Genomic DNA, 22570 nt, shown 5'->3' with positions numbered 1-22570 from the left:
GCTCCCTTTCGTTTTGAGGAACCGAGGAAAATCATCATGATGAATATTGTCGTTGTAGGCGGCGGCGCCGGTGGCCTGGAGCTGGCCACCAGTCTGGGTCGCAAGCTTGGCAAGAAGAACAAGGCCAAGATCACTCTGGTTGATCGCAACCGCACCCACCTGTGGAAACCCCTGCTGCACGAAGTGGCCACCGGCTCCATGGACGCGGGCATCGATGCCCTGAGCTACCAGTCTCACGCCAAGAACCACGGTTTCGACTTCCAGCTCGGCACCCTGACCGACATCAAGCGTGACGATAAACGTATCGTGCTGGCCCCGATCCACGACGACAATGGCGACATCGTGGTCAACGAGCGCGAGCTGCCCTACGACTATCTGGTGATGGCCATCGGTTCTGTCTCCAACGACTTCAACACCAAGGGCATCAAGGATAACTGTATTTTCCTCGATAGCCCCTCCCAGGCGCACCGTTTCCACAACAGCATGATGAACCGCTTCCTGCAGTTCGCCACCGAATATAAGCCGGGCGACAAGGTGAAGATTGCGATTGTCGGCGGCGGCGCAACCGGCGTTGAGCTCTCTGCCGAGCTCTACAACGCGGTCGAGCAGCTCTACGCCTACGGCTTCAAGAACCTCACCACCGACAGCCTGAAGGTGACCCTGGTGGAAGCGGGCCCGCGCATTCTGCCGGCTCTGCCGGAGCGCATCAGCGGCGCCGCCCATCAGGAGCTGGTCAAGCTGGGTGTGGACGTGCGTACCGCCACCATGATCACCGAAGCGACCAGCGACGGTCTGCACACCAAGGATGGCGAGCTGATTGAAGCGGATCTGATGGTGTGGGCGGCCGGTATCAAGGCGCCTGACTTTATGAAGGATATTGCTGGCCTTGAGACCAACCGCATCAACCAGCTGGTGGTGAAAGAGACCCTGCAGACTACCCGTGATGAGAACATCTTCGTTATCGGTGACTGCGCAGCCTGCCCGCAGCCGGATGGCAAGTTCGTGCCGCCGCGCGCCCAGTCTGCCCACCAGATGGCCAGCCAGGCATTCAAGAACATTCTGGCCAAGATGAATGGCGGCGAGATGAAGCCCTACCTCTACCACGACCACGGTTCGCTGGTCTCCCTCAGCCGCTTCTCCACCGTGGGCAGCCTGATGGGCAACCTGATGCGCGGCTCCATGATGGTGGAGGGCTACATTGCCCGTCTGGTTTACATCTCCCTCTACCGGATGCACCAGATCGCCCTGCATGGCTATGTCAAGACCGGCCTCATCATGCTGGTGGGTCGCATCAACCGGGTACTGCGCCCGACCCTGAAGCTGCACTAAGCCGGGATTTGGCAACATGTTGAATACCAAAAGGAGAGGCGATGGCCTCTCCTTTTTTATGGGCGCAGATCAGGAAAGAGAGAGCTACTTGCCCAGATAGGTACGGTCGAAGAAGGTATTGACCCAGTGAGGGCGGTAGATGGCCAGCACTGTCATCGCCATGCCGTTGAGCAGAGCTTCGGGGAACAGCAGCAGTGGCCATATGGAGAGATAATCCGCCGTGATGGTGTGCCAGGGGTAGCTGTGGCTCAGCCCCATCAGCAACGCACTGGCGGCCACCTTGACCGAGATGGTGATGGCGCCGCCGAGAAATGCGGCCACGAAGATATAGACAAAGAGATGGCGCGGCAGCCAGGCCCAGCTGGCCAGAAACAGCAGCCAACTGGTGGCCACCGGCAGGGCGATGCCAACCAGTGCCTGCCAGCCAAAATCGGCCAGATTGGTGACGCCGAAGTAACCGAGCACCAGCAGGGTCAGACAGGGGGCGAGCAGCGCCAGCCGCCAGCCAAGCAGCAGGGTGAGGGAGGTGAGCCCGAGAAAATGGACCTCCAGCCCCTCATGCAGACCGGCCCTTAGATACCAGAGCGGCACCAGCGCGATGGCGCTACCCAGCAACAGGTGCTGATAGAGGGGGTTGTCATGGAGGGTTTGCCACAGAGAGCGGCGCAGGCTGAAGGCCAGCAGTACCAGCCAGATCAGGAGGGCGGCGAGTTGTCCTTCACTCATCTTGTCGTCCATTCATGCAGTCGAGTCCGGGCGGCCTTCCCGACCGCCACATAGCAGAGCAGGCTGACGAATCAGCCTGCTTTTACCATCAATATTTGACGTTGTTGTGGTACTTGCCGAGGATGCCCTTGACCCGTTCCATGGTCTCCTTGCTGGGGGGCTTGATCCCGCTCAGCTCGTACGGGTCTCCCAGCACGTCCCACTTGTGTTTGCCGAGCTCATGGTAGGGGAGCAGCTCCACCTTCTCCACGCTCTCGCCCAGCTCGGCGATGAACTGACCCAGCCCTTCGGCGCTCTCGTCGTCATCGCTCCAGGTCGGTACCACCACGTAGCGGATCCACATGGTCTTGCCTTTGGCTGCCAGATAGCGGGCAAACTCCAGGGTGTATCTGTTGCTGACGTGGGTCAGTGGAATGTGTTTCTCGTCATTGATCTGTTTGATGTCGAGCAGTACCAGATCGGTCTGGTCGAGCAGCTTGTCCACCTGTTCGTCGAGATGGCGGACGAAGCCGTTGGTGTCGAGACAGGTGTGGATCCCTTTCTCTTTGCAGGCGGTAAAGAGTTCGGTAATGAAAGCCGGTTGCAGCATGGCTTCACCGCCGGACGCTGTCACGCCACCGCCGGAGGCATTCATGAAGTGGCGATAGCTGGTGATGTCACTCATCAACTCCGGTACGGTCACTTCACGGCCACCTTCGGTATCCCAGGTATCGCGGTTGTGGCAGTACTTGCAGCGCATCAGGCAGCCTTGCATGAATACGATAAAGCGTATTCCCGGGCCATCGACAGTGCCGCAGGTTTCGACGGAATGGATCCGGCCAACGGTGCCGTGAGCTCCGGCTGGCTGGCTGATTTCAACGGCAGGGATCCGATTAATGACAGACATAAACAACTCCAACGATTCGAGCAGGCCGTTATTTTATTACATAAACCCCTATTGATCCTACACCTTTAGTCCGGCGCCCGGCTGCCAAGCAACTGCTCCAGCCCCTTGACGGTGAGCGGCCGACTGGTGAGAAACCCTTGATAATGCTGGCATCCCAGCGCTTTGAGGATGGCCAGCTGCGCCTCCTCTTCCACCCCTTCGGCGGTGACGGTAAAACGGAAGACCTGGGCCAGATCGAGTATCGCCTTGACGATGGCTCTGTCCTGTTCGCTGTGTACCAGGGTCTGAATGAAGCTTCTGTCCAGTTTCACCTCGTCGGCGGGCAGATCCCGCAGATAGGCCAGCGACGAGTAGCCGGTACCGAAGTCATCGATGGAGATGAGGATACCGAGTTCCTTGAGCTGGCGCATTCTGGCAATACTCTCCTGCCGATTCTCCAAGACTACCGATTCGGTCACCTCCAGCAGCAGGCGGGAGGGGGGTACACCGGTGTCGCGCAAGATGTACTCCACCTGTTGTACGAAGCCCTGGGTGTGGAACTGGCGAGCGCTGACGTTGACCGACAGATGGGGGATCAGCAGGCCACGGTTGAGCCAGAAGCTGTATTGGGCGCAGGCGGTCTTCATCACCCAGTAGCCGATCTCGAGGATCAGGCTGGTCTCTTCGGCGATGGGGATAAACTCCCCAGGTGGCACCATGGTGCCGTCGCTGCGCTGCCAGCGCAGCAGCGCCTCGATACCCGACAGCGAGCCATTGTCGACCCGATATTGCGGTTGGTAGTGGAGTTGCAGCTCGTGGTGACGCAGGGCATCGCGCAGCTCATTGGTGAGGGTCAGCCGGTTCTTCTCATGCTGGGCCATCGCCTCGGAAAAGAAGACGTAGTGGCCCTGACCGGCGCGCTTGGCCATGTGGGTCGCGGTGTCGGCCTGTTGCATCAGGACCAGATGATCCGTCTCGTTGCCGGAGAAGAGGCTGATCCCCACCGAGGCGCTGCAGTGCAGCTTGTGATCGCCGATGTCGAACGGGGTACGAAACAGCCCCATCAGCTCGCGGGCGAAGTGCTCTGCCAGAATTTTGGCGGTGACTTCCCCTTGTCCCAGCTGGGTAAAGAGCAGGGCAAACTCATCCCCCGAGATGCGCGCTTGTACCAGATTGTCCTGGGGCAGCTCCCTGAAACGCTGCACCACGGCTTGCAGCAGCAGATCGCCGCAGGCGTGACCGAGGGAGTCGTTGATCGACTTGAAGTTGTCGAGATCCACCAGCAGCAGGGCGCCCCACTGGCCGTTGGAGGCGCTCAGGGTCTGCTGCAAAATATGGTTGAGGCTGCGCCGGTTGTGCAGACCGCAGAGATCGTCGTAGTAGGCGAGCTGCTCGATATGTCTGGCCGCCTCTTTTTCCTGGGTGATGTCGTAGAAGCTGCAGATGAAGTGGCTGAGCTCCCCCTGCTCATCCTTGACGCCGTTCACCATCAAGCGCACCGGAAAGAGGTGACCATCCTTGTGCAGGCAGCGCTCTTCCCCAAGCCAGAACTCCTGCTCGTTGACGGTGCGGCTGACATCTTCTTTGAGATGATCCCCGTAGTAGGTGGGACGCAGCTTGCGAATGGAGTGACCGATCACCTCTACCTCGCCAAATCCGGTGATCCGGCTGAAGGAGTGGTTGACCTTGAGGATGATGCCGTTGTGATCCATCACGATCAGCCCATCGTGGGTATTGAAGGCAACCTCGGCCAGCCGCAGGGCATCGTCGGTGGCGAGGCGCTTGAGTTCAATGGCGGCCCGCTCGTGCTGGCTGCTCAATAGATCCAGCAGGGGCTCAGGCTCCTCAAGAGGGGTATCGAGCAGCAGGGTGATCTGGCCAATGGGGGCGCCGCTTTGAGCATGGAGCGGAATGCCGATGTAGGCGCTGGCATTGAGAGCAAGCAGCCGGGTCGCTTTGGGATAGCGCACGGGCAGATCTTCCACATAGATGGCCTGACCATGCTGGAACAGCTCCTGAGCGGGGCCGGGGTCGAGCTGGATGGGCTTGAGGGTGGAGCAGATCTCCTCGTTGATGACGCAGCGGGGGATGATCCAGAGATCCTGACCGCGGGGCTGGAACTCGCCGATCCAGCCCACCCGGGCACCGCTGGCGCTCATGGCCCAGCTTACCAGCGTCTTGCAGTAGTCGATGCCGGTCTGCTGGTGCAGTTCGGGCGGGAGGGCCAGCTCAGCGCGGTGCTCTTCCGGTTGCGGTTGCCAGTGGCCGAGCAGCTGGGCGCTGCTGCGCACCAGCTGCAACATCTCCTCGCTAAGCGGGGTGGGATCGAGATACTCCAGACTCAGCACCCCGAACAGCTTGTCCTGCTCCAGCAGGGCACCATCGAGGCGTGAGCGCACACCGGCACTGGTCAGATAGAGGTGATTGCTCAGCATCGGCTGGTGGGCGGCCTCCGAGAAGCTCAACGCTTTGCGGGTACGTAGGGCGCGGATATAGCGGCTGTCACCACGAATGGGGTAGAGCGCCTCGACCCCCAGGGTGAACACAGGGGTGAGTTGCTCGCTGCCGAGATCGCCGTTGGCCTGATAGTGCCAGAGGATGAGCCGATCGGCCCCCAAACTCTCTTTAAGGGCCTCGAGCAGGGGCGCATACTGTTGCTGGCTCGCCATCTGGCTGAGGCGCGGCAGTTGCAATGCCAGATCGGCGATGGGCTCCTGACGAAGGTTCTGCAGACAGATGAGCCAGAAGCCATCCTGCTCGTGAGCGAGTGCGATATGCCAGAGCTGGCTGGCAAAGCGCACGGTGATCTTGCCGCCATGGCCGTTGGCCAGCAGTTGTTCGATGGGCAGGCGCAGGGCATCGGGCAGCTGGGCAGGCCAGGGGGCGCGCGGTTCGTCGAGCCAGTAGAGCGGGGTTTGCATCACGTCGGTCAGGGCGACCAGCCGTTGACTGCGCAGGTCCAGACGGAAAAAGAGTGGCGTCTGGAGGGCAGGAGGAAGATGACTGAGTGCGGTAGACGACATGAACAAACAACATCCTGTTAAGCAACCGTCGGGGTTGCAAGAATACTGCAAAATGGTGTGAAACAAAATTTCATTGAATTCTAAATTAGGAAAGTCTAATTTATTGCCCATTATCATGTATGAGGAGTCTTGCAGATGAAACGGATCCTGATTATCGGTGGTGTCGCGGGGGGCGCATCGGCGGCGGCTCGCGCTCGTCGTTTGAGTGAAGAGGCAGAGATCGTGATGTTCGAGCGGGGCGAGTTTGTCAGCTTCGCCAACTGCGGTCTGCCCTATCACATCGGGGGCGATATCCCCGACCGGGATGCCTTGCTGCTGCAGACTCCCCAGAGTTTCAAGCGCCGTTTCAACGTCGATGTGCGGGTCTTCCACGATGTGATTGAGATCGACAAGGTGGGCAAGACCTTGCTGGTGCGCAACCTGCAAACCGGTGAAGAGCAGCGCGAGCATTACGATGTGCTGCTGCTGAGCCCAGGGGCGGCGCCGATCCGTCCTCCTTTCCCCGGTATCGACAGCCCCCATGTCTATACCCTGCGCAACATCCCGGACATGGATCGCATTCTGGCGGCCCTGCATCACGCTCAGCCGCGCCACGTCACTGTGGTGGGCGGCGGTTTTATCGGGCTGGAGATGATGGAGGCGCTGCACCAGCGCAAGCTGGATGTCACCCTGCTGGAGCTGGCCGATCAAGTGATGGCTCCGGTGGACAAGGAGATGGCCAACATGCTCCATGCCCGCATCCGGGAAGATGGGATCGACCTGCGCCTGCGCACCGGCCTCACCGCCATCGAGAGTCTGGATCTGCCTGCCGAGAAGACCTCCGCCGTACCGACCGCCAAAAGCGGTGGCCTGCGCCTGACCCTCAATGACGGTTCCCATCTTGATACCGGTCTCTTGATCCTCGCCATCGGCGTCAAGCCGGAAACCCTGCTCGCCGCCAAGGCGGGGCTGGAGCTGGGCCCGCGGGGCGGCATCAAGGTCGATGCCGGGATGCGTACCTCGGATCCCTTTATCTACGCGGTGGGGGATGCGGTGGAAGAGATAGATTTCGTCACCGGCGAATCTGTGCTGATCCCGCTGGCGGGCCCGGCCAACCGGCAGGGGCGCATCGCCGCCGACAATATGCTGGGCCGAAGCGAAACCTACAAGAAGACGCAAGGGACCGCCATCTGCAAGCTGTTCGATCTGGCGGTGGCCAGCACCGGGCTCAACGAGAAGCGACTGGTGCAACTGGGATTGCCGTTCGAGAAGGTTTATGTCCATCCGGGCAGCCACGCCGGTTACTACCCGGGCGCCCATCCGGTCAGCCTCAAGCTGCTGTTTGCCCCGGATGGCAAGATTTATGGCGCCCAGGCCATCGGCAAGGATGGCATCGACAAGCGCATCGATGTGCTGGCGGTGGCCCAGCGCGCCGGTCTCACCGTGTTTGACCTGCAGGATCTGGAGCTTACCTATGCGCCGCCGTTCGGCTCAGCCAAGGATGTGATCAACATGGCGGGCTTTGTGGCAAGCAACCACCTGAAGGGGGATACTCTGCTCTGCCACGTGGCCGAGGTGCAGGCTCGTAACCCCCATCAGCTGGTGGTGGATGTGCGCAATGGCCCGGAGCTCGACAAGCTGGGCCGCATTCCGGGGGCACTGCATATCCCCCTCGACGAGTTGCGTGGTCGCCTCCATGAGTTGCCCAAAGAGAAAGAGCTGCTGATCAGCTGTCAGGTCGGGCTGCGCGGCCATGTCGCCTGCCGCTTGCTGAGCCAGCACGGCTTCAAGGTGAAAAACCTCTCCGGCGGCTTCAAAACCTGGCAGATGGCCACCGCCGAGTAACCGTTTTATTTCTGTGCCTGTTTGCCCCTCTCCCTTGTGCGTGCAAGATGAGGGGCTTTTTATCTCTGCTGTTTGCCCTCCTTGCATCCCCTAATTGCAGCAATATTTCGACACACTTTATTTCCCGTGCCGGACAAAATTAACGTTTTGTTCAGGGGATGGGTGCTATAACCCCTGCCTCGTTCATGATGAACCGTGTAGTAGGGAGAGTGACATGCTGGATATGCTGATGGCCATTTGGCATCAGGATTTTGACGCCCTGGTTCAGATGCAGGCGGTACCCCTGCTGATCAGTTGCCTGATGCTGGTATTGCTGCTGGAGTCCGCATTCGTCTTCCTGCCCCTGCCGGGGGACAGCCTGGTACTGCTGGCCGGTGGGTTGGTTGGCATGGGGGTGTTTGGCCCTGAAGTAACACTTATTTATCTGCCGTTGGCTGCTGGCATAGGTTCTGTGCTCGCCTATTGGCAGGGACGGGCCCTGCAGCGTACCCGCTTTATGGATCATATCGAGCGGATGTTGCCTCCCGACAGCCTGCCCAAGGCGACCCGGCTGCTGAAAAAGTACGGTTTTCTGGCGATGTTCTCCTCCCGTTTTATCCCGTTCGTGCGGGTGCTGACCCCCATGTTGATGGGGATTGGCCGCCTGAGCGTGCTGCGGATGTGCGTGGCCAGCTTTGCCAGTGCCTTTATGTGGGCGCTCTGCCTCAGTTTGGTGGGCAAGCTGGCGATGAATACCCCCTTCTTCCTCCACCACAGCGAACTGTTGACCCGGACCCTGCTGATTACCTCGCTGGTGTTGTTTCTGGCGGCCGTCATGGCCATCCTGTTTCGCTGGTTCAAAGGCGGAGCAAAAAACGAGACCAGCCACGACTAGATGACAACCCTTGCCGCACTGGATCAGTGGGCAAGGGGGTTCTCGTGCTGCAGGGGCGCGGAATTGTGCCCATTCGGGTAATGAGCTTTGTGTCGGGTGAGCAGGATGCCTTATCCTGTTTCCAGCCACGCTGCGTTTGCAGCGCTCCAACTCGGGATGGAACTTATGCGCCTCTTCGACTCTCCCTCTGCTTCTCACCGCTCTACCGCTGAAACCGGCGCTCTGCGCCGCCGCTGGTCAACCCTGCTGCTTTGCGGGGTGGTCGGTTTGCTGTCTGGCTGCGGCCCTGACAAGCCCGCCAGCCAAGTACCGACCACAGAATCCACTGCCCAGCAGGAGGCCGGGGCGCCAACTTCTGTAGTGCAGGCCAATGCCCGCCAATATCGGGATGCCCCGGCACTGGCGCTGGTCTTCTCCGGCCCCCTGGTGCCCAAGGCCAATTGGCAGAGCTGGCTCGGGGTCAGCGAGGGGGGCAAGCAGGTGCAGGGGGAGTGGATCCTCGCCGACGATGGTCGCACCCTCTATTTCCCGAACGTTCAGCCCGACAAGAGCTATGAAGTGAGCCTCAAGGCGGGGCTGGGCCCATCCCCCCAGAGCTGGACCCTCAAAACCCGGCCGCTGGAGGCGGGGGCCTCCTTTACCGCCAGTGGCATGGTATTGCCGCTGCGTCAGGAACTTCGCCTGCCCATCAGCGCGGTCAATGTGGATGAGGTCAATATCGATTTCTTTCGGGTCGATGCGGAATATCTGCCCCGTTTTCTGGCGGAATATCGCCCCGGTGCCGGCATGGGTAACTGGGAGCTTGAGCAGATCACCCAGCGGGCCAAGCGGGTATTCAGTGGCCGCTATGCGCTGGAGCTTGATGCCAACCGGCGCGAGACCCGCCTCATCAATGTGAAGGAGCCGCAGCTGGCGGAGGCTGGCGTCTACTTTGCGGTGATGTCGCCCCTTGGCAACTACGACTGGCGCAAGGAGACCACCTATTTTGCGGTGAGCGATATGGGGCTCAGTGCCCGCCGTTACCGCGATCAGCTGGAGGTGTTCGTGAGTTCCCTGGCCAGCGCCGACCCGCTCAAGGATGTGCAGCTCTCCCTGCTCGACGAGAAGGGCAACCGGCTACAGGTGCAAACCACGGATCTCCAGGGCCATCGCCGCTTCGATCAGGTGCAGGGGGCTCGCCTGTTGCTGGCCGAGCAGGGCAAGCATCTGGCGGTGCTGCGCCTCGATGGCGCGGCGCTCGATCTCTCCACCTTCGATCTCGGCACCCAGCCCTGGCAGGCCCAGCAGCTTTATCTGTTCAGCGGGCGCGATCTCTATCGCCCCGGCGAGCGGCTCGACAGCGAGATCCTGCTCAAGGGGCAGGATGGCCAGCTGCTGCCCGGTATGGCAGTGGAGCTGGAGGTGAAACAGCCGGATGGTCAGCTGCTCGAACAAAAGCGGCTGCTACCGGACAATCTTGGCGCCGCCCACTACGGCCTGCGTCTGCCGGACGATGCGCCGCTCGGGCGCTGGACCATTAACCTCAAGACCGTCGCTGGTAGTCGTTTCGAGTGGCCCTTTTTGGTGGAGGAGTTTCTGCCGGAGCGGCTGAAACTGCAGCTTGGCAAGGGGCCGGATGGTGAAGTGACGGATTTGGACGCCGCTCTCATCCTGCCGCTGCAAGGGGACTATCTCTACGGTGCGCCAGCGAGCGCCACCAAGGCCAAGGCAGAGGTGAAGATCAGCCGCGCCACCATGCCCTTTACCCAGTGGCAGGAGTTCACGCTGGGTGACGTGCTGCTCGCCGAGCAGGCCAAGGATCTCGAGGCGCAGAGTCTTACCCTCGATGCGCAGGGGCAGGGGACTTTTTCGCTTGCTGATGAGCTCGATGGGGTGCGAGCCCTCGGGCCGCTGGAGGTGGCCTATCGGGTGTCGCTCTCCGAGCCCGGTGGCCGCGCCGTCAATCGCAGCCGCACCCAGTATGGCTGGCCTGCGGGCAGCCAGTGGCCGGCACTCAAGGCCGACTTCGTGGCGGATCGGGTGGAAGGGGGCAAGCCGCTCCCCTTCCAGATCCTCAACCTCGATGAGCAAGGCCAACCTGTGGCGGGGGCGGTGAAGGTGCGCCTTATCAACGAGTACCGCGACTACTACTGGCACTACGCCGATGGCGAGGGGTGGAAGTACGAGTTCAACAGCCAGCCTTATCTGGAGCAGGAGCAGACCCTGCAGCTGGATGGCAAGGGGCCGACTCCGCTCACGCTGCAACTGGCGGCGGGCTGGTATCGGTTGGAGGTGGAGAACAGTCAGGGCCATCAATCCAGCCTGCGGGTGGAGATCGGCAGTTACGCCTGGGGCGGCGGTGGCGAGCAGGCGCGGCCTGACAAGATTGCCATCACCCTCGACAAGCGCGCCTATCAGGCGGGCGACAAGGCCAAAGTGACGCTGGTGGCCCCGCGCCCCGGCAAGGGGTTGTTGCTGGTGGAAGATGGCGACGGCCTGCGCTGGTGGCAGCGTATCGAGCTCAAGGGCGCCGCTGGCGATGCCAAGGATGCCCGTGGCGAGTTCGATATCCCGGTCAGTCCCGAGTGGCAGCGCCATGACTTGCATATCTCGGCCCAGATCGCCGCGCCAGACAGCGCCTCCAAATCGGTCAGCAGCCAGCAGGGGCAGAGCCTGCGCTCGGTCGGGCTGGTGCCGCTCACCCTGGATCGGGAAGCGCGCCGTCTGCCGCTTACCCTGAGCGCACCGGACAAAGCCGTGCCGCTCACCCGACTGGAAGTAACCGCCACCTCCACCCCCAATAGCCAAGGCCGTGTGGTGCTGGCGGCGGTGGATCGGGGCGTGCTCAATATCAGCGACTACCAGCCGCTCGACCCGTTCGAGATCTTCTTTGGCCGCAAGCGCTTCGCCCAAGATTTGTTCGACAACTACGGCCAGGTGATCCCGCCGCAAGATGGCAAGCTGGCCCGCCTCAACTACGGGGGGGACCGGGCGCCGCTGAAAAAGGGCGGCGCGCTGGAGAGCCGGGTTGAGATAGCTGCGCTCTGGAGTGGCGAGGTGAGTTTTGACCAGCAGGGCAAAGCGGTGATCCCGCTCGATTTGCCTAACTTCAACGGCGAGTTGGCGCTGATGGCGCTGGCCTGGAACGAACAGCAAGTCGGCGAGGCCGAGCGCGCCATCAAGGTGGTGGCGCCCCTGGTGGCCGAGATCGGCTGGCCGCGCTTTGGCGCCAGAGGCGATGAGACCCGGGCATTGGTGCAGTTGCGCAACATGAGCGGCGAAGATCAGACCCTCTCCCTTGTCTGGACCCTCAATGGTGGGTTGAAAGCAAACGGCGAGCTGCCCCACACCCTTGCCCTTAAAAACGGCGAAGAGCAGTGGCTGACCCTGCCGCTCACCGTGATCGGGGCGAGCGGTGTGGCGAGCCTGCAGTTGGCGGCCAGTGGCAAGGATTTTGCCATCAGCCGCGACTGGACTCTTCCGCTGCGCTCCCCCTGGCCGGCCGAGACTCGCCAGCGCTACCAGATGCTGGCCCCTGGCCAGCAGATGAGCTTTGCGCCTGCTGAGCTGGCCGGGCTGGATCGCGCCAACCTGCAGGGGCTGCTCAGCCTCTCCGGCACTCCCCCCTGGGATCCGGCAGCCCAGTGGCAGGCGCTGGCCGACTACCCCTACGCCTGTCTGGAGCAGACCTTGTCCCGTGCCTGGCCCTATCTGTTGACCACGGCCGATGAGCGGGCCGCTTGGAGCAAACCCGCAGAGGGCAAGAAAGCGGCGAGCGAGGCGGATGTGCAGCGCACCCTGCTGCAACGGCTGCAGCGGTTGCAACTGCCAAGCGGCGGTTTTGGTCTGTGGGATGGTCGCTCCGATGAGGAACAATGGCTCACCGCCTATGCTGCCGACTACCTGCTGGCGCGCAAGGAGGCGGGCGACGCAGTGCCGGAGGCAATGCTCAATCAGGCGCTGAACCGGCTGCAAAGCTATCTCACCGACAGTCAGTATGGTGAGCGCTGGAGCAGTGCCCCCGAGCACAGTCGGTTGGCCTATCAGGCCTACAGCGCCTATGTGCTGGCCCGTGTGGGCAAGGCGCCGCTCGCTACCTTGCGCCTTATCTGGGAGCAGCAGGCCGATCACGCCCGCTCCGGTTTGCCGCTTTTGCACCTCTCGCTGGCGCTCTCGGCCATGGGGGATGAGCAGAATGCCGCCAAGGCCCTCAGCCGGGCATTGGTGACCGAGCGCGGGGATGACTATCTGGGCGATTACGGCTCACCGCTGCGCGATGAAGCTCTTGAGCTCTCCTTGCTGCGCCAGCACAAGCTGGCTGTGGAGCGCTGGCCGGCCCTCAGTGCCAAGGTGGCCGATACCCTGGCTCACCGTCAGTGGCTCAGCACTCAGGAGCGGCTCGCCCTGCTGCGACTGGCCCGCTTCGATCCGGCCGTCGACTGGCAGGCTAGGGTAACTTCCTCTCTTGGCAGTGGATCCCTGAGCGGTTCGGCTCCGCTGCAGCAGGGCGCCCCCGAGGCGCTGGCGGCGAGCTCCGTCACCAACGAGGGCAAGGGATCCCTCTATGTGCAGCGCACTCTGGTCGGTTACCCCGAACAGGCACCGGCACGGATCAGCAAGGGGATGAGCGTGACCCGTAGCTGGTTCAATAGCGACGGTCAGCCGTTTGATCCCGCCAAGGTGAAGGTGGGCGATCTGGTGGTGGTGCGGCTCAACGTCAGCAGTGAATCGGCGGTGCCCGATGCCCTGCTGGTGGAGATGGTGCCCGCCGGCTTCGAGCTGGAGAACCCGGCCCTTGGCAACAGCATCAAGCTCGAAGAGCTCTCCATTGAGGGGAAACCGGCGTGGCAGAGCGAGTGGAACGACTATCTCAAGCATCAGGAGTTTCGCGATGACCGCTACACGGCGGCGCTGGATCTGAGCGAGGGGAGCAACCAGCAGCTGGTCTACCTGATGCGGGCGGTGACGCCGGGTCGCTATCAGGTGCCGCCGACCCAGGTGGAGGATATGTACCGGCCCGAGCTGCGGGCTGTGGGTGAGGATATCCATGAGGTGATCATCTCTGAGTAACATTCCCTCCCTTGAGCGGGTTTCCCCGCTCACTTTCTGGCAGCGTGGCTGGCTGAAATTAGGCCGCAGTGGCCACGCTGGCTGGCGCTGGCTTGGTCGCCTGCCACGCTGGCTGCGTTTCTCGGTGCTGGGGGTTGTAGCACTGCTCCTGTCATTGCTGGCGCTGGATCGACTCTTCCCGCCGCCACCGCTCGACCCTGCCTACGCACGGGTGGTGCTCGACATGAAGGGGCGACCGCTGCGCGCCTTTGCCGATACCAGCGGCGTGTGGCGTTACCCCGTGACCTTGGAGCAGGTCTCCCCCCGCTATATCGAGGCTCTGCTGGGCTACGAGGATCGCTACTTCTGGCGCCATCCCGGGGTCAATCCGGTGGCCATGGTGCGCGGGGTCTGGCAGTGGCTGCGTTACGGGCGCGCCGTGTCGGGCGGCTCGACCCTTACCATGCAGGTGGCGCGTCTTATCGAGCCCTACCACCGGAGCGTGCCCGGCAAGCTGCGCCAGATGGTGCGTGCGCTGCAACTGGAGTGGCACTATGACAAGCGCACCCTGCTCACCGTCTACCTCAATCGGGCGCCGTTTGGCGGCAACCTGGAGGGGGTGCAGGCGGCAAGTTTTGCCTATCTCGGCAAGAGCGCCGCCAAGCTGACCTATGCCGAGGCTGCGCTGTTGGCGGTGCTGCCGCAGGCTCCCAGCCGCAACCGGCCGGACCGCCATCCCGAGCGGGCCCGCACCGCCCGTGACAAGGTGATGCAGCGACTGGTAGCGCAGGGTGTCTGGCCCGAACAGGCGTGGCTGGAGGGACGCATCGAGCCGGTGCTGGCCCGCGGTCACTTCACTCCGATGGAGGCGCCGCTGTTTGCCCGCCTTGCCGCCGATAATCAGGCCGGGGCGCTGGTGCACACCACCATAGACGGCGATCTGCAGCGTTGGTTGGAGGGGCGGGTGGCGAGCTATATCCGTCGCTTCCCCGAGCAGACCTCAGCGGCGTTGCTGTTGGTAGATAACAAAACCATGGCGGTGCGCGCCTATGTAGGCAGCGCCGAGTATGGCAATTTGCGCCGCCACGGTTACCTCGACATGGTGCAGGCGATCCGCTCTCCCGGCTCTACGCTGAAGCCCTTCATCTACGGTCTGGCGATGGATGAAGGGTTGGTGCACTCGGCCTCCTTGCTCTCCGATGCGCCAAGGCTGGGGTCTGACTATCGTCCCGCCAACTTTTCCGGCGCCTTTCAGGGGCCGGTGACCCTGGCCCAAGCGCTGCAGCAATCCCTCAACGTGCCTGCGGTGCAGGTGCTGGAGGCGCTCGGGCCGGACAAACTGGTCAGCCGCTTCGACAACGCCGGGGTGAGACTGGCGCTCTCCGACAAACCCAATCCGGCCATTGCGCTGGGGGCGGCGGGCATTCGGCTCGAACAGCTGGTGGCGCTCTACAGTGCGCTGACCCGTGAGGGGCAGGTGGCAATACCGGTCTGGCTGGCGGGGCAGCAGGCGGTGTCGCGCCCCTTGCTGAGTCCGGGAGCGGCCTGGATCATCTGGCAAATATTGAGCGCGCAGGGGCGGGCGGATCAACCCTTTGCCAGCGAGGCGACCGGCCGGGTCAATCGACTGGCCTGGAAGACCGGCACCAGCTATGGCTATCGCGACAGCTGGGCGATGGGGGTCTCCGGTCGCTGGACTATCGGCGTCTGGCTGGGACGCCCCGATGGTACCCCCATGCCCGGTTTTTACGGCCAGAGTGCAGCGGTGCCGCTGCTGCTCTCTGTCTACTCGCGGCTCTCGGACAACAGCCCCTTGCCGGCACAACCCAACACGGTGAGCGAAGCAGAGATCTGCTGGCCGCTGGGGCGTAAGGCCAGCGCGACCTTGCCTGAAGCCTGCTTGCAGCGTCAGAGCGCCTGGTTGCTGGAAGAGCGCGATCCCCCCACCTTGCCGGATCCCATGGACTGGCCCTCGCCGCTGCGCCAGGTCGCACTGACCGCCGCGGGCAAGCCGACCCTGGCCCGCTGCCAGGATGCGGCGCAATCTGGCTTCCGGGCCCTCTGGCCATTGTCGCTGGAGCCGTGGCGAACGCCCGGCGAGCGACGACAGGTGCTGCTTGCAAGTGGTTGTGCTGGGGAGGCGCAGAGTGCTGAGCTGCAGGCCCCCATTCGCATCGTGGCGCTGGGGGAGGGCAACCTTATCCGCAGCCAGCGCTATCGGTTGCAGCCCAAGGTGCTGGGCGGTGTCGGCAAGTCGGCCTGGTTTCTCAACGGCCAGCGACTGCGCTGGGATGGGGATCAGGTGCTGAGCGTGGCGGGTCGTTATCAGCTGGTGGTGGTGGATGAAGCGGGCAACAGCGATCGTATCGAGTTTCGCGTGGTGCATCCTGACGGTGATGCCGGCACCATCACCCGTTGAGCGTTTTGCCGACAGCCATTGAGGCGAATGTAATTAACTATTTGAAATGCATCAATATTTGATTGGATGAATTAATTTATGAATAATTACTAACTCATTCAAATCCAATCGGGAGTTCTCTTTTGCTGCGTGTTCTGTGTCCCTTGCTGGTGCTGATGAGTTCGGGCTGCGCCACTACTAATCATGGTGATCACCATGTTTCTCCTGAACGTACCGGGTTCTATTCACCTTTCGAACCTGCTTCCGAGAGTTTTGCGCGTTGCAATCAGAAACAGTTTGCCTGTACCCCTGCCAATATCCGCCGTGACAGGGCGATGGAGGCGCGCAGGCAGGCGCAAGAGCGGGCCAATCACCGGGGTGATGATTGGTAGGCCGCAGAAAACGAGAGGGGTTGGCAGATGCCAACCCCTTTTTCATTCCGCCAATTCAGCCCTGTTGGCGCAGATGACCGAGCCGGGTGAAGAAGTGCTGGCTCTTGCGCTGGTGAAAGTGGCTCTTCTTGATGGGATGGAAGATGAGGTTGCTTTCTGGGTGGCTCGCCTTTAACTGGTGGAGCATGGCTACGGCGGGCAGGCTGGTGCTGACCTGGGTGGTGAGTGGCATGCTGAGGGTCTCGGGCCCGAGCAGTTGATTGAGCCCTTGCTGAGCCTGCTCGAAGCGGGTCAGGGCCGCCGGGTCGGCATAGCCGCTACCCAGCATGGCGAGCAGGTTGTCGATGGCCAGATGAAATTCGGCCAGCTGTTGGCGAAAGCCGCTGCGCCCGCGCAGGGCAATCAGCTCTGCAAACGGAATATCGGCCAGGTGAGTGGGCACTTGCAACGGGATTTCGAGGTGGAAGCAATCCTGACCGCCGCGATTGTGGTAGCGGGATTCGAGCAGGTGGAGCAGGCGGTCGAGATAGTCGTGATCGGTAATGAGCGCCCCGTCATTCGCGAGTGCCCACTCACGTGCGAGACGCATGGAGAGCAGATTGGCAAAGCGCCGCGCCATTCTGATCCCCCCTTCATCCCGGGTCGCAAAGCCGTGAGTCAGGCAAAAGCCGTGCAGCCGCTCCAGCCCCGCCTGTTCGGGGCAGAAGCAGTCGTGGTTGGCCTCCTGACGCCAGCGGCCAATCAGCTCCTTGTTGCCAAACACCTTGTGACGGACGAAATCGGGGGCCACCAAGCCGCTTATCTGGCTCTCAAGTTGCGGGGTAATGGCGGCAAAGAAGGCGGCATCGGGCCGCTCAGCCAGCAGATCGGTCTGCTGTTGAAGGGTATCGAGCAGGGCGGTGAGACCGCTCTTTTCGCTGACGGTGAAGACAAAGGCAAGCCGCTCCAGATAGAGCAAGGCAAATTTGAGCCAGAGCTCGTCGCGTACCTCCATGCCGGGGTAATAGATATAGGTCTTCATCGGATCAGTCTGTTGTCAAAAATCTGGCGAGGCGCAGGGTCGGGAATATACGCAAGATTGCGTCCGCGCGGCAAACATTGCTTAGGGGAATGTGAGCAAACGCTCATCCAGTAGGCGCTGGCCACAAAGTTCTGATATAATTCGCGCCCTTAAATCAAGGTCACCCGAGTCATTACCATGAAGTTCATTATCAAGCTGTTCCCGGAAATCACCATCAAGAGCAAGTCGGTTCGCCAGCGCTTTATCAAGATCCTGCAGGGCAATATCCGCAATGTCCTGCGCCGCTTCGACGACGATGCCCGCGTACGGATGGATTGGGACAAGCTGATCGTGAGCTCCCGCAATGACCAGTTCCGCGAGCAGGCTATCGAAGCTTTGGCTTGTATTCCGGGCATTCAGGCCTTCCTAGAGGTGCAGGCCAGCAAGTTCACCGACCTGCACGACATCTTCGAGCAGGTGAAAGCCGTGTGGGGCGACCAGCTCAAGGGCAAAACCTTCTGCGTGCGCGCCAAGCGCCACGGTAAGCATGAGTTCTCTTCCCTCGAGGTTGAGCGTTACGTGGGCGGTGGATTGAATCAGCACTGCGAAAGCAATGGTGTGCGCCTCAAGAACCCGGATGTGAAGATCAACCTCGAGATCGACGGCGAAGAGCTCTTTATCGTCAGCGCCATCCATCAGGGCCTGAGCGGCATGCCCATCGCGACCCAGGAAGATGTGCTGAGCCTGCTCTCCGGCGGTTTTGACTCCGGCGTGGCGTCGTTCCAGTTCATCAAGCGCGGCTGCCGCGTGCACTACTGCTTCTTCAATCTGGGCGGTGCGGCCCACGAGATCGGCGTCAAGCAGGTGGCCTACCACCTGTGGAACCGCTTCGGTTCATCCCACCGGGTACGTTTCACCGCTGTGGACTTCGAGCCGGTGGTCGCCGAGATCCTCGAGAAGATCGACAACGGTCAGATGGGCGTGGTGCTCAAGCGGATGATGATGCGTGCTGCCGCCAAGGTGGCCGATGAATTCCAGATCCCGGCGCTGGTGACCGGCGAGTGTGTGGGTCAGGTCTCCAGCCAGACTCTCACCAACCTGAACGTGATCGACCGGGTGACCGACAAGGTGATCCTGCGCCCGCTCATTACTTGGGACAAGCCGGATATCATCAGCGAAGCCCGCCGCATCGGCACGCTGGAGTTTGCCGAGACCATGCCGGAATACTGCGGCGTCATCTCCAAAAAGCCGACAGTGAAGGCCGATCTGGCGCGCATTGAAGAGGAAGAGGGCAACTTCGACTTCGCCATTCTGGACAAGGTGGTCTCCGAGGCCCGTTACCTCGATATCCGCCGTATCGGTGAAGAGACTGCCGCTGAAGTGCAAGAGGTGGAAACGACTCAGGTACTGGGCGCTGACGAGGTGATCCTGGATATCCGCTCTGCCGATGAACACGACGAGAAGCCGCTGGTGGTGGAAGATCGTGAAGTACTGCATATCCCCTTCTTCAAGCTGGCCACCGCCTTTGGCGATCTGCCCAAAGAGAAGACCTACCTGCTCTACTGTGATCGCGGCGTGATGAGCAAGCTGCAGGCGCTTTACCTGAAAGAGAAAGGCTTTGCCAACGTCAAGGTGTATCGCCCGTAAGCGTGTTTTTTACCTTCAATAAAAAAATCCGGCCAATGTGCCGGATTTTTTTATTTCGCAGAGTGAGCAATGACTATCAGGGACAGGGAACCGGAGTGAAGGAGTCTTGCCCCTGACAACGCCAGCCCATTTCCGCCTCCCGCATCTGCCACAGGTTGTTGCTGCGATAGAGGGTCAGGATGTAGATCATGTCGCTCTTGCTGCCGTCGAGGGCGACCGAGAGCACCAGATCATTGTCCAGCTGCTGGGCATGGATGCGGCTGGGTATGTCACCATGACCGACGAATCGTAAAGCTACCTCACGGTAGTCATTAACCCAGTTTTGCTGTTGATGGCTTGCCTGGCGTATCTGCTGGTTGAACTGCTGCACCGGCGCCGAGGCCAGTCGTCCAAATACCACTTGTGCTTCGGCGTGGGCGGCCGTCACGTTCGCCAGGAGGAGGGTGGTAAGCATACCGATTTTTCGCATGAGAAGTTCCGGCTAACAACGACTGCTTCTATGACAACAGAAAAGCCTATTTGGTTCAACGCGCGGCCCACAGCGACATGATGACGCTGTGGGCCTGCTCTCAATTGCGTTGCAGCGAGAAGGTGGGCAGCGACAGATGCCAGTAGATAGCCGCGACCCGCAGGCCAAACACGGCCGTCATGCAGATGAGCATGGCCGTTACCCGGTCCATGTTGGCCTCAAGCGCCAGGGTATAGAGAATGCCGCCAAGGATACAGGCGGTGGCATAGATCTCTTTTTGCAGCACCATGGGCACCTCCCGCGCCAGTACATCGCGGATCATGCCACCGGCTACCCCGGTCATGGTGCCCATGATCACGGCAATCAGCCCCGGGGTGCCGAAGTTGAGGGCCTTCTGGGCACCGATCACGGTAAAGAGGGCCAGTCCGAAGGCATCCGCCACCGGCAGTACATACCAGGGCATCCTGCGGGGCAGTTTGACCATCCACATACCGATCAGCGCCGTCGCGATGACCACCCAGATATAGAGCGGATCGCGCACCCAGAATACGGGGGTGGCTCCTAGGATCATGTCACGGATGGTGCCGCCGCCGATGGCAGTGACCGCCGCCAAAACCATGACGCCAAACCCATCCATCCTGAGTCGGCCAGCCACCAATACCCCTGAAAACGCGAATACCGCAGTACCAAACATGTCGCTGATGTAAACAATCTGCTCAACCAGTGTCTGCATGGAGAACAACTCACGCCAAATTGTTGATGGGGCCGCGATTTTAGGGGCTGGTGAGCCCAATCGCCAACAGTGCTCGACAAAATTGAGAGTCGGGACGGATTTTTTCTCGCGGCATGAACCGGGTGAGGCTCGTGCGTGCCTGTAGCCGTTGGCGGGGCGTTGTTTCCCAAATCAACCATCAAGCCACACCTGCCCCAGCCCCAAGTGACCGCTACACTCGGGGCTTTCTGACAGGTAGGCCAAGGGTATTCAGTTTGTTTAGGCGCTTACATACGCCATGACTTCTCCCACTTGGCCGTTGTAGTTACGCAGACGGATTTTCCCCGCCAGCAATTGCTTGAACCGATACATTGCCGTCTCTGCCAGCGAGCGACGGTGATAGCCCGACATCTTCTTCCAGTGCGCCAGCCCTCCTTTGCGCATCACTAGCACCGCCTCATTTCTCGGATGTCCCTTTGCCCATAACCCCGCGCTTTTGCGAGGCGGGACACAGGCTGTCGCCCCTTTGCGCGAGATAAGTTGATGGCTGGCTTTGCTGTCATAGGCGCCATCCGCATAAGCACGTCCCAGCTTGCGCCGCAGTGGGTTGAGCAAGGTCGGCAACATCTCGGCATCATAGACATTTTCCAGCGAGACTTCCGCCGCCACGATATCGTGAGTGACCGGGTCCACAGCCAGATGCAACTTGCGCCAGACTCGCTGTTTTTCGGCGCCGTGCTTTCTGGCTTTCCACTCGCCCTCCCCAAATACCTTGAGGCCAGTCGAGTCGATAACCAGGTCGGTGATACGCCCCTTACTAGGCTGCCGATAGGCAACTGTCACCGTGCGGACGCGCTTGCTGACACAACTGTAATAGGGGTCACAAAGCGGTACGTTCATCAACTCGAACAGGGAGTCGAGTAGTCCCTGAGTGGCCCGTAAAGTGAGGTTGAAAATCCCCTTGAGCATCAGGAAGGTGGCGATGGTCTGGTCAGTGTAAAGCTGGCTGCGACCCCGGTGCCCATGATGGTCGTCGTGAAACCATGTAGTGGTCTAATCATCCCGGACACCATTTTAGGTGGTACAGTCGCCACCATGACCTGAGGTGTTCAATGACAAGATTACGTCGCTCATTTACTGCCGAATTCAAACTCGAAGCCGCATCCCTGGTGCTCGACCAGGGATATTCTGTCCCCGAAGCCAGTCGTTCACTGGATATCGGTGAAACCATACTTCGCCGCTGGGTTCGGCAACTGCAATCCGAACGCAGTGGCACTACCCCAATCAGCAAAGCACTGACTCTGGAGCAGCAAAAAATTCAGGAACTGGAAGCCCGCATCAACCGGCTCGAACGTGAGAAGGACATTCTAAAAAAGGCTACTGCTCTCTTGATGACGGACGAGTTCACACGTACGCGCTGATAGACCGATTAAGGGAGCAAGCCCCCATCACTCTGGTCTGCTGCGCCTTCGATGTTCCCACCTCCTGTTTTTACGATTATCTGGCTCGCAGGCGGACGATTAACCGTGAGCGCATGCAACAGCGCTCTGAGTTGCGCCGTTTGTTCAAAGAGAGCAGGGATTCGGCTGGCAGCCGCGCCTTGATGTCGATGATGCGAGAGTTGGGGTATCAGATTGGTCGATTCAAAGTACGTAACCTGATGAAGGAAGCCGGCCTGGCATCCAAACAGCCGGGCGCACACCGCTATAAGGTGGCACGGTCTGAACGACCGGACATTCCCAATCTGCTGGCCCGCGAATTTGATGTCCAACAACCCAATCAGGTGTGGTGTGGCGATATCACCTACGTCTGGGCAGGTGGTCGTTGGCATTACCTGGCAGCGGTGCTTGACCTGCATACCCGGCGGGTTGTGGGGTGGGCGATGTCAGATAAACCAGATGCCGAGCTGGCCATCAAAGCACTTGAGATGGCGTATCAGCAGCGGGGTTGTCCGTCAGGCGTGCTGTTTCACTCTGACCAGGGCAGCCAATATGGCAGCCGGGCATTTCGGCAACGACTGTGGCGCTATCGCATGACCCAGAGTATGAGTCGGCGTGGCAACTGCTGGGATAACGCCCCGATGGAACGGTTGTTCAGAAGCCTGAAGTCAGAGTGGCTCCCGGCAAGGGGATATATGAGCCTGCGGGAAGCAAAGCGGGATATCAGTTATTACCTGATGGATCACTACAACTGGCGACGTCCACATCAATACAATGACGGGATACCGCCAGCAAAAGCCGAGGATCGGCCTAACCAAGTGTCCGGATTTAGTTGACCACTACA

Annotated in this window: 13 protein-coding genes and 1 pseudogene; 7 read left to right on the top strand and 7 right to left on the bottom strand. The window is 60.9% G+C overall.

The genetic code is table 11. The features are described 5' to 3' along the window. The first annotated feature begins 36 nt into the window (after positions 1-36). Positions 37-1329 carry an NAD(P)/FAD-dependent oxidoreductase gene (locus AB5Z05_RS14885; protein ID WP_005333998.1) on the top strand — a complete coding sequence of 431 codons (1293 nt, stop codon included), beginning with the start codon at positions 37-39 and terminating at the stop codon, positions 1327-1329. A gap of 84 nt (positions 1330-1413) precedes the next feature. Here the strand turns inward: AB5Z05_RS14885 and AB5Z05_RS14880 are convergent, their stop codons facing one another. The 3 genes from AB5Z05_RS14880 to AB5Z05_RS14870 form a co-directional block, all read right to left on the bottom strand. Further along, positions 1414-2055: an energy-coupling factor ABC transporter permease gene (locus AB5Z05_RS14880; RefSeq protein WP_043819419.1), complete on the bottom strand. Its 642-nt coding sequence runs from the start codon at positions 2053-2055 to the stop codon at positions 1414-1416. An 88-nt stretch (positions 2056-2143) separates the two neighbouring features. After that, a complete protein-coding gene (pflA, locus tag AB5Z05_RS14875) occupies positions 2144-2941 on the bottom strand; it encodes a pyruvate formate lyase 1-activating protein (protein ID WP_005333994.1) in 798 nt (265 codons plus the stop codon). A 65-nt stretch (positions 2942-3006) separates the two neighbouring features. Then, positions 3007-5943 (bottom strand): EAL domain-containing protein, encoded by a 2937-nt coding sequence (locus tag AB5Z05_RS14870; RefSeq protein ID WP_368152072.1) that lies wholly within the window; start codon positions 5941-5943, stop codon positions 3007-3009. A 135-nt stretch (positions 5944-6078) separates the two neighbouring features. On the opposite strand from AB5Z05_RS14870, the gene AB5Z05_RS14865 reads away from it, so the two are divergent. The 4 genes from AB5Z05_RS14865 to pbpC all read left to right on the top strand — a co-directional run bounded on the left by AB5Z05_RS14865 (position 6079) and on the right by pbpC (position 16088). Then, the gene (locus AB5Z05_RS14865) at positions 6079-7767 is read left to right on the top strand and encodes an FAD-dependent oxidoreductase (protein ID WP_368152071.1); all 1689 of its coding nucleotides are present in this window, start codon (positions 6079-6081) and stop codon (positions 7765-7767) included. Positions 7768-7981: 214 nt separating this feature from the next. After that, positions 7982-8641 (top strand): DedA family protein, encoded by a 660-nt coding sequence (locus tag AB5Z05_RS14860; RefSeq protein WP_368152070.1) that lies wholly within the window; start codon positions 7982-7984, stop codon positions 8639-8641. Positions 8642-8806: 165 nt separating this feature from the next. Then, the gene (locus AB5Z05_RS14855) at positions 8807-13690 is read left to right on the top strand and encodes an alpha-2-macroglobulin (RefSeq protein WP_368152069.1); all 4884 of its coding nucleotides are present in this window, start codon (positions 8807-8809) and stop codon (positions 13688-13690) included. A gap of 52 nt (positions 13691-13742) precedes the next feature. After that, complete coding sequence (gene pbpC, locus AB5Z05_RS14850) at positions 13743-16088, top strand: penicillin-binding protein 1C (protein ID WP_368152120.1); 2346 nt, start codon at positions 13743-13745, stop codon at positions 16086-16088. Between the two features lie 426 nt (positions 16089-16514). Here pbpC and AB5Z05_RS14845 read toward each other — a convergent pair whose 3' ends face one another. Continuing rightward, entirely contained in the window at positions 16515-17480 is a 966-nt protein-coding gene (locus AB5Z05_RS14845) for a hypothetical protein (RefSeq protein ID WP_368152068.1), read from the bottom strand. Between the two features lie 177 nt (positions 17481-17657). Here AB5Z05_RS14845 and thiI point away from each other — a divergent pair, with 177 nt between their 5' ends. After that, positions 17658-19106, top strand: a complete 1449-nt coding sequence (thiI, locus tag AB5Z05_RS14840; RefSeq protein WP_101529425.1) for a tRNA uracil 4-sulfurtransferase ThiI — start codon at positions 17658-17660, stop codon at positions 19104-19106. A gap of 76 nt (positions 19107-19182) precedes the next feature. On the opposite strand, the gene AB5Z05_RS14835 is transcribed toward thiI, so the two are convergent. From AB5Z05_RS14835 to AB5Z05_RS14825, 3 genes and pseudogenes are all read right to left on the bottom strand, one after another. Further along, positions 19183-19575: a hypothetical protein gene (locus AB5Z05_RS14835; RefSeq protein WP_150996485.1), complete on the bottom strand. Its 393-nt coding sequence runs from the start codon at positions 19573-19575 to the stop codon at positions 19183-19185. 100 nt (positions 19576-19675) lie between these two features. Beyond that, positions 19676-20308: a trimeric intracellular cation channel family protein gene (locus AB5Z05_RS14830; protein ID WP_005333975.1), complete on the bottom strand. Its 633-nt coding sequence runs from the start codon at positions 20306-20308 to the stop codon at positions 19676-19678. Positions 20309-20519: 211 nt separating this feature from the next. After that, positions 20520-21331: pseudogene (locus AB5Z05_RS14825) on the bottom strand (IS5 family transposase); the annotation flags it as partial. A gap of 68 nt (positions 21332-21399) precedes the next feature. On the opposite strand from AB5Z05_RS14825, the gene AB5Z05_RS14820 reads away from it, so the two are divergent. After that, a protein-coding gene (locus tag AB5Z05_RS14820) for an IS3 family transposase (RefSeq protein ID WP_368150226.1) occupies positions 21400-22562 on the top strand; the annotation gives its coding sequence in 2 pieces (ribosomal slippage) (positions 21400-21655 and positions 21655-22562; 1164 coding nt in all). Positions 22563-22570 lie beyond the last annotated feature (8 nt).

Source organism: Aeromonas sp. R2-4 (assembly GCF_040908365.1).
GTDB lineage: Bacteria > Pseudomonadota > Gammaproteobacteria > Enterobacterales > Aeromonadaceae > Aeromonas > Aeromonas veronii.
The sequence above is the reverse complement of the archived record's forward strand: the minus strand, read 5'-3'. Positions and strand labels throughout refer to the sequence as shown.

Excerpts from the sequence above, each read along its gene's own strand:
- AB5Z05_RS14845 (WP_368152068.1), bottom strand. The coding sequence starts at position 17,480 with ATGAAGACCTATATCTATTACCCCGGCATGGAGGTACGCGACGAGCTC.
- AB5Z05_RS14830 (WP_005333975.1), bottom strand. The coding sequence starts at position 20,308 with ATGCAGACACTGGTTGAGCAGATTGTTTACATCAGCGACATGTTTGGT.
- AB5Z05_RS14835 (WP_150996485.1), bottom strand. The coding sequence starts at position 19,575 with ATGCGAAAAATCGGTATGCTTACCACCCTCCTCCTGGCGAACGTGACG.
- AB5Z05_RS14870 (WP_368152072.1), bottom strand. The coding sequence starts at position 5,943 with ATGTCGTCTACCGCACTCAGTCATCTTCCTCCTGCCCTCCAGACGCCA.
- thiI (WP_101529425.1), top strand. The coding sequence starts at position 17,658 with ATGAAGTTCATTATCAAGCTGTTCCCGGAAATCACCATCAAGAGCAAG.
- AB5Z05_RS14860 (WP_368152070.1), top strand. The coding sequence starts at position 7,982 with ATGCTGGATATGCTGATGGCCATTTGGCATCAGGATTTTGACGCCCTG.
- AB5Z05_RS14865 (WP_368152071.1), top strand. The coding sequence starts at position 6,079 with ATGAAACGGATCCTGATTATCGGTGGTGTCGCGGGGGGCGCATCGGCG.
- pflA (WP_005333994.1), bottom strand. The coding sequence starts at position 2,941 with ATGTCTGTCATTAATCGGATCCCTGCCGTTGAAATCAGCCAGCCAGCC.
- AB5Z05_RS14855 (WP_368152069.1), top strand. The coding sequence starts at position 8,807 with ATGCGCCTCTTCGACTCTCCCTCTGCTTCTCACCGCTCTACCGCTGAA.
- AB5Z05_RS14885 (WP_005333998.1), top strand. The coding sequence starts at position 37 with ATGATGAATATTGTCGTTGTAGGCGGCGGCGCCGGTGGCCTGGAGCTG.
- AB5Z05_RS14880 (WP_043819419.1), bottom strand. The coding sequence starts at position 2,055 with ATGAGTGAAGGACAACTCGCCGCCCTCCTGATCTGGCTGGTACTGCTG.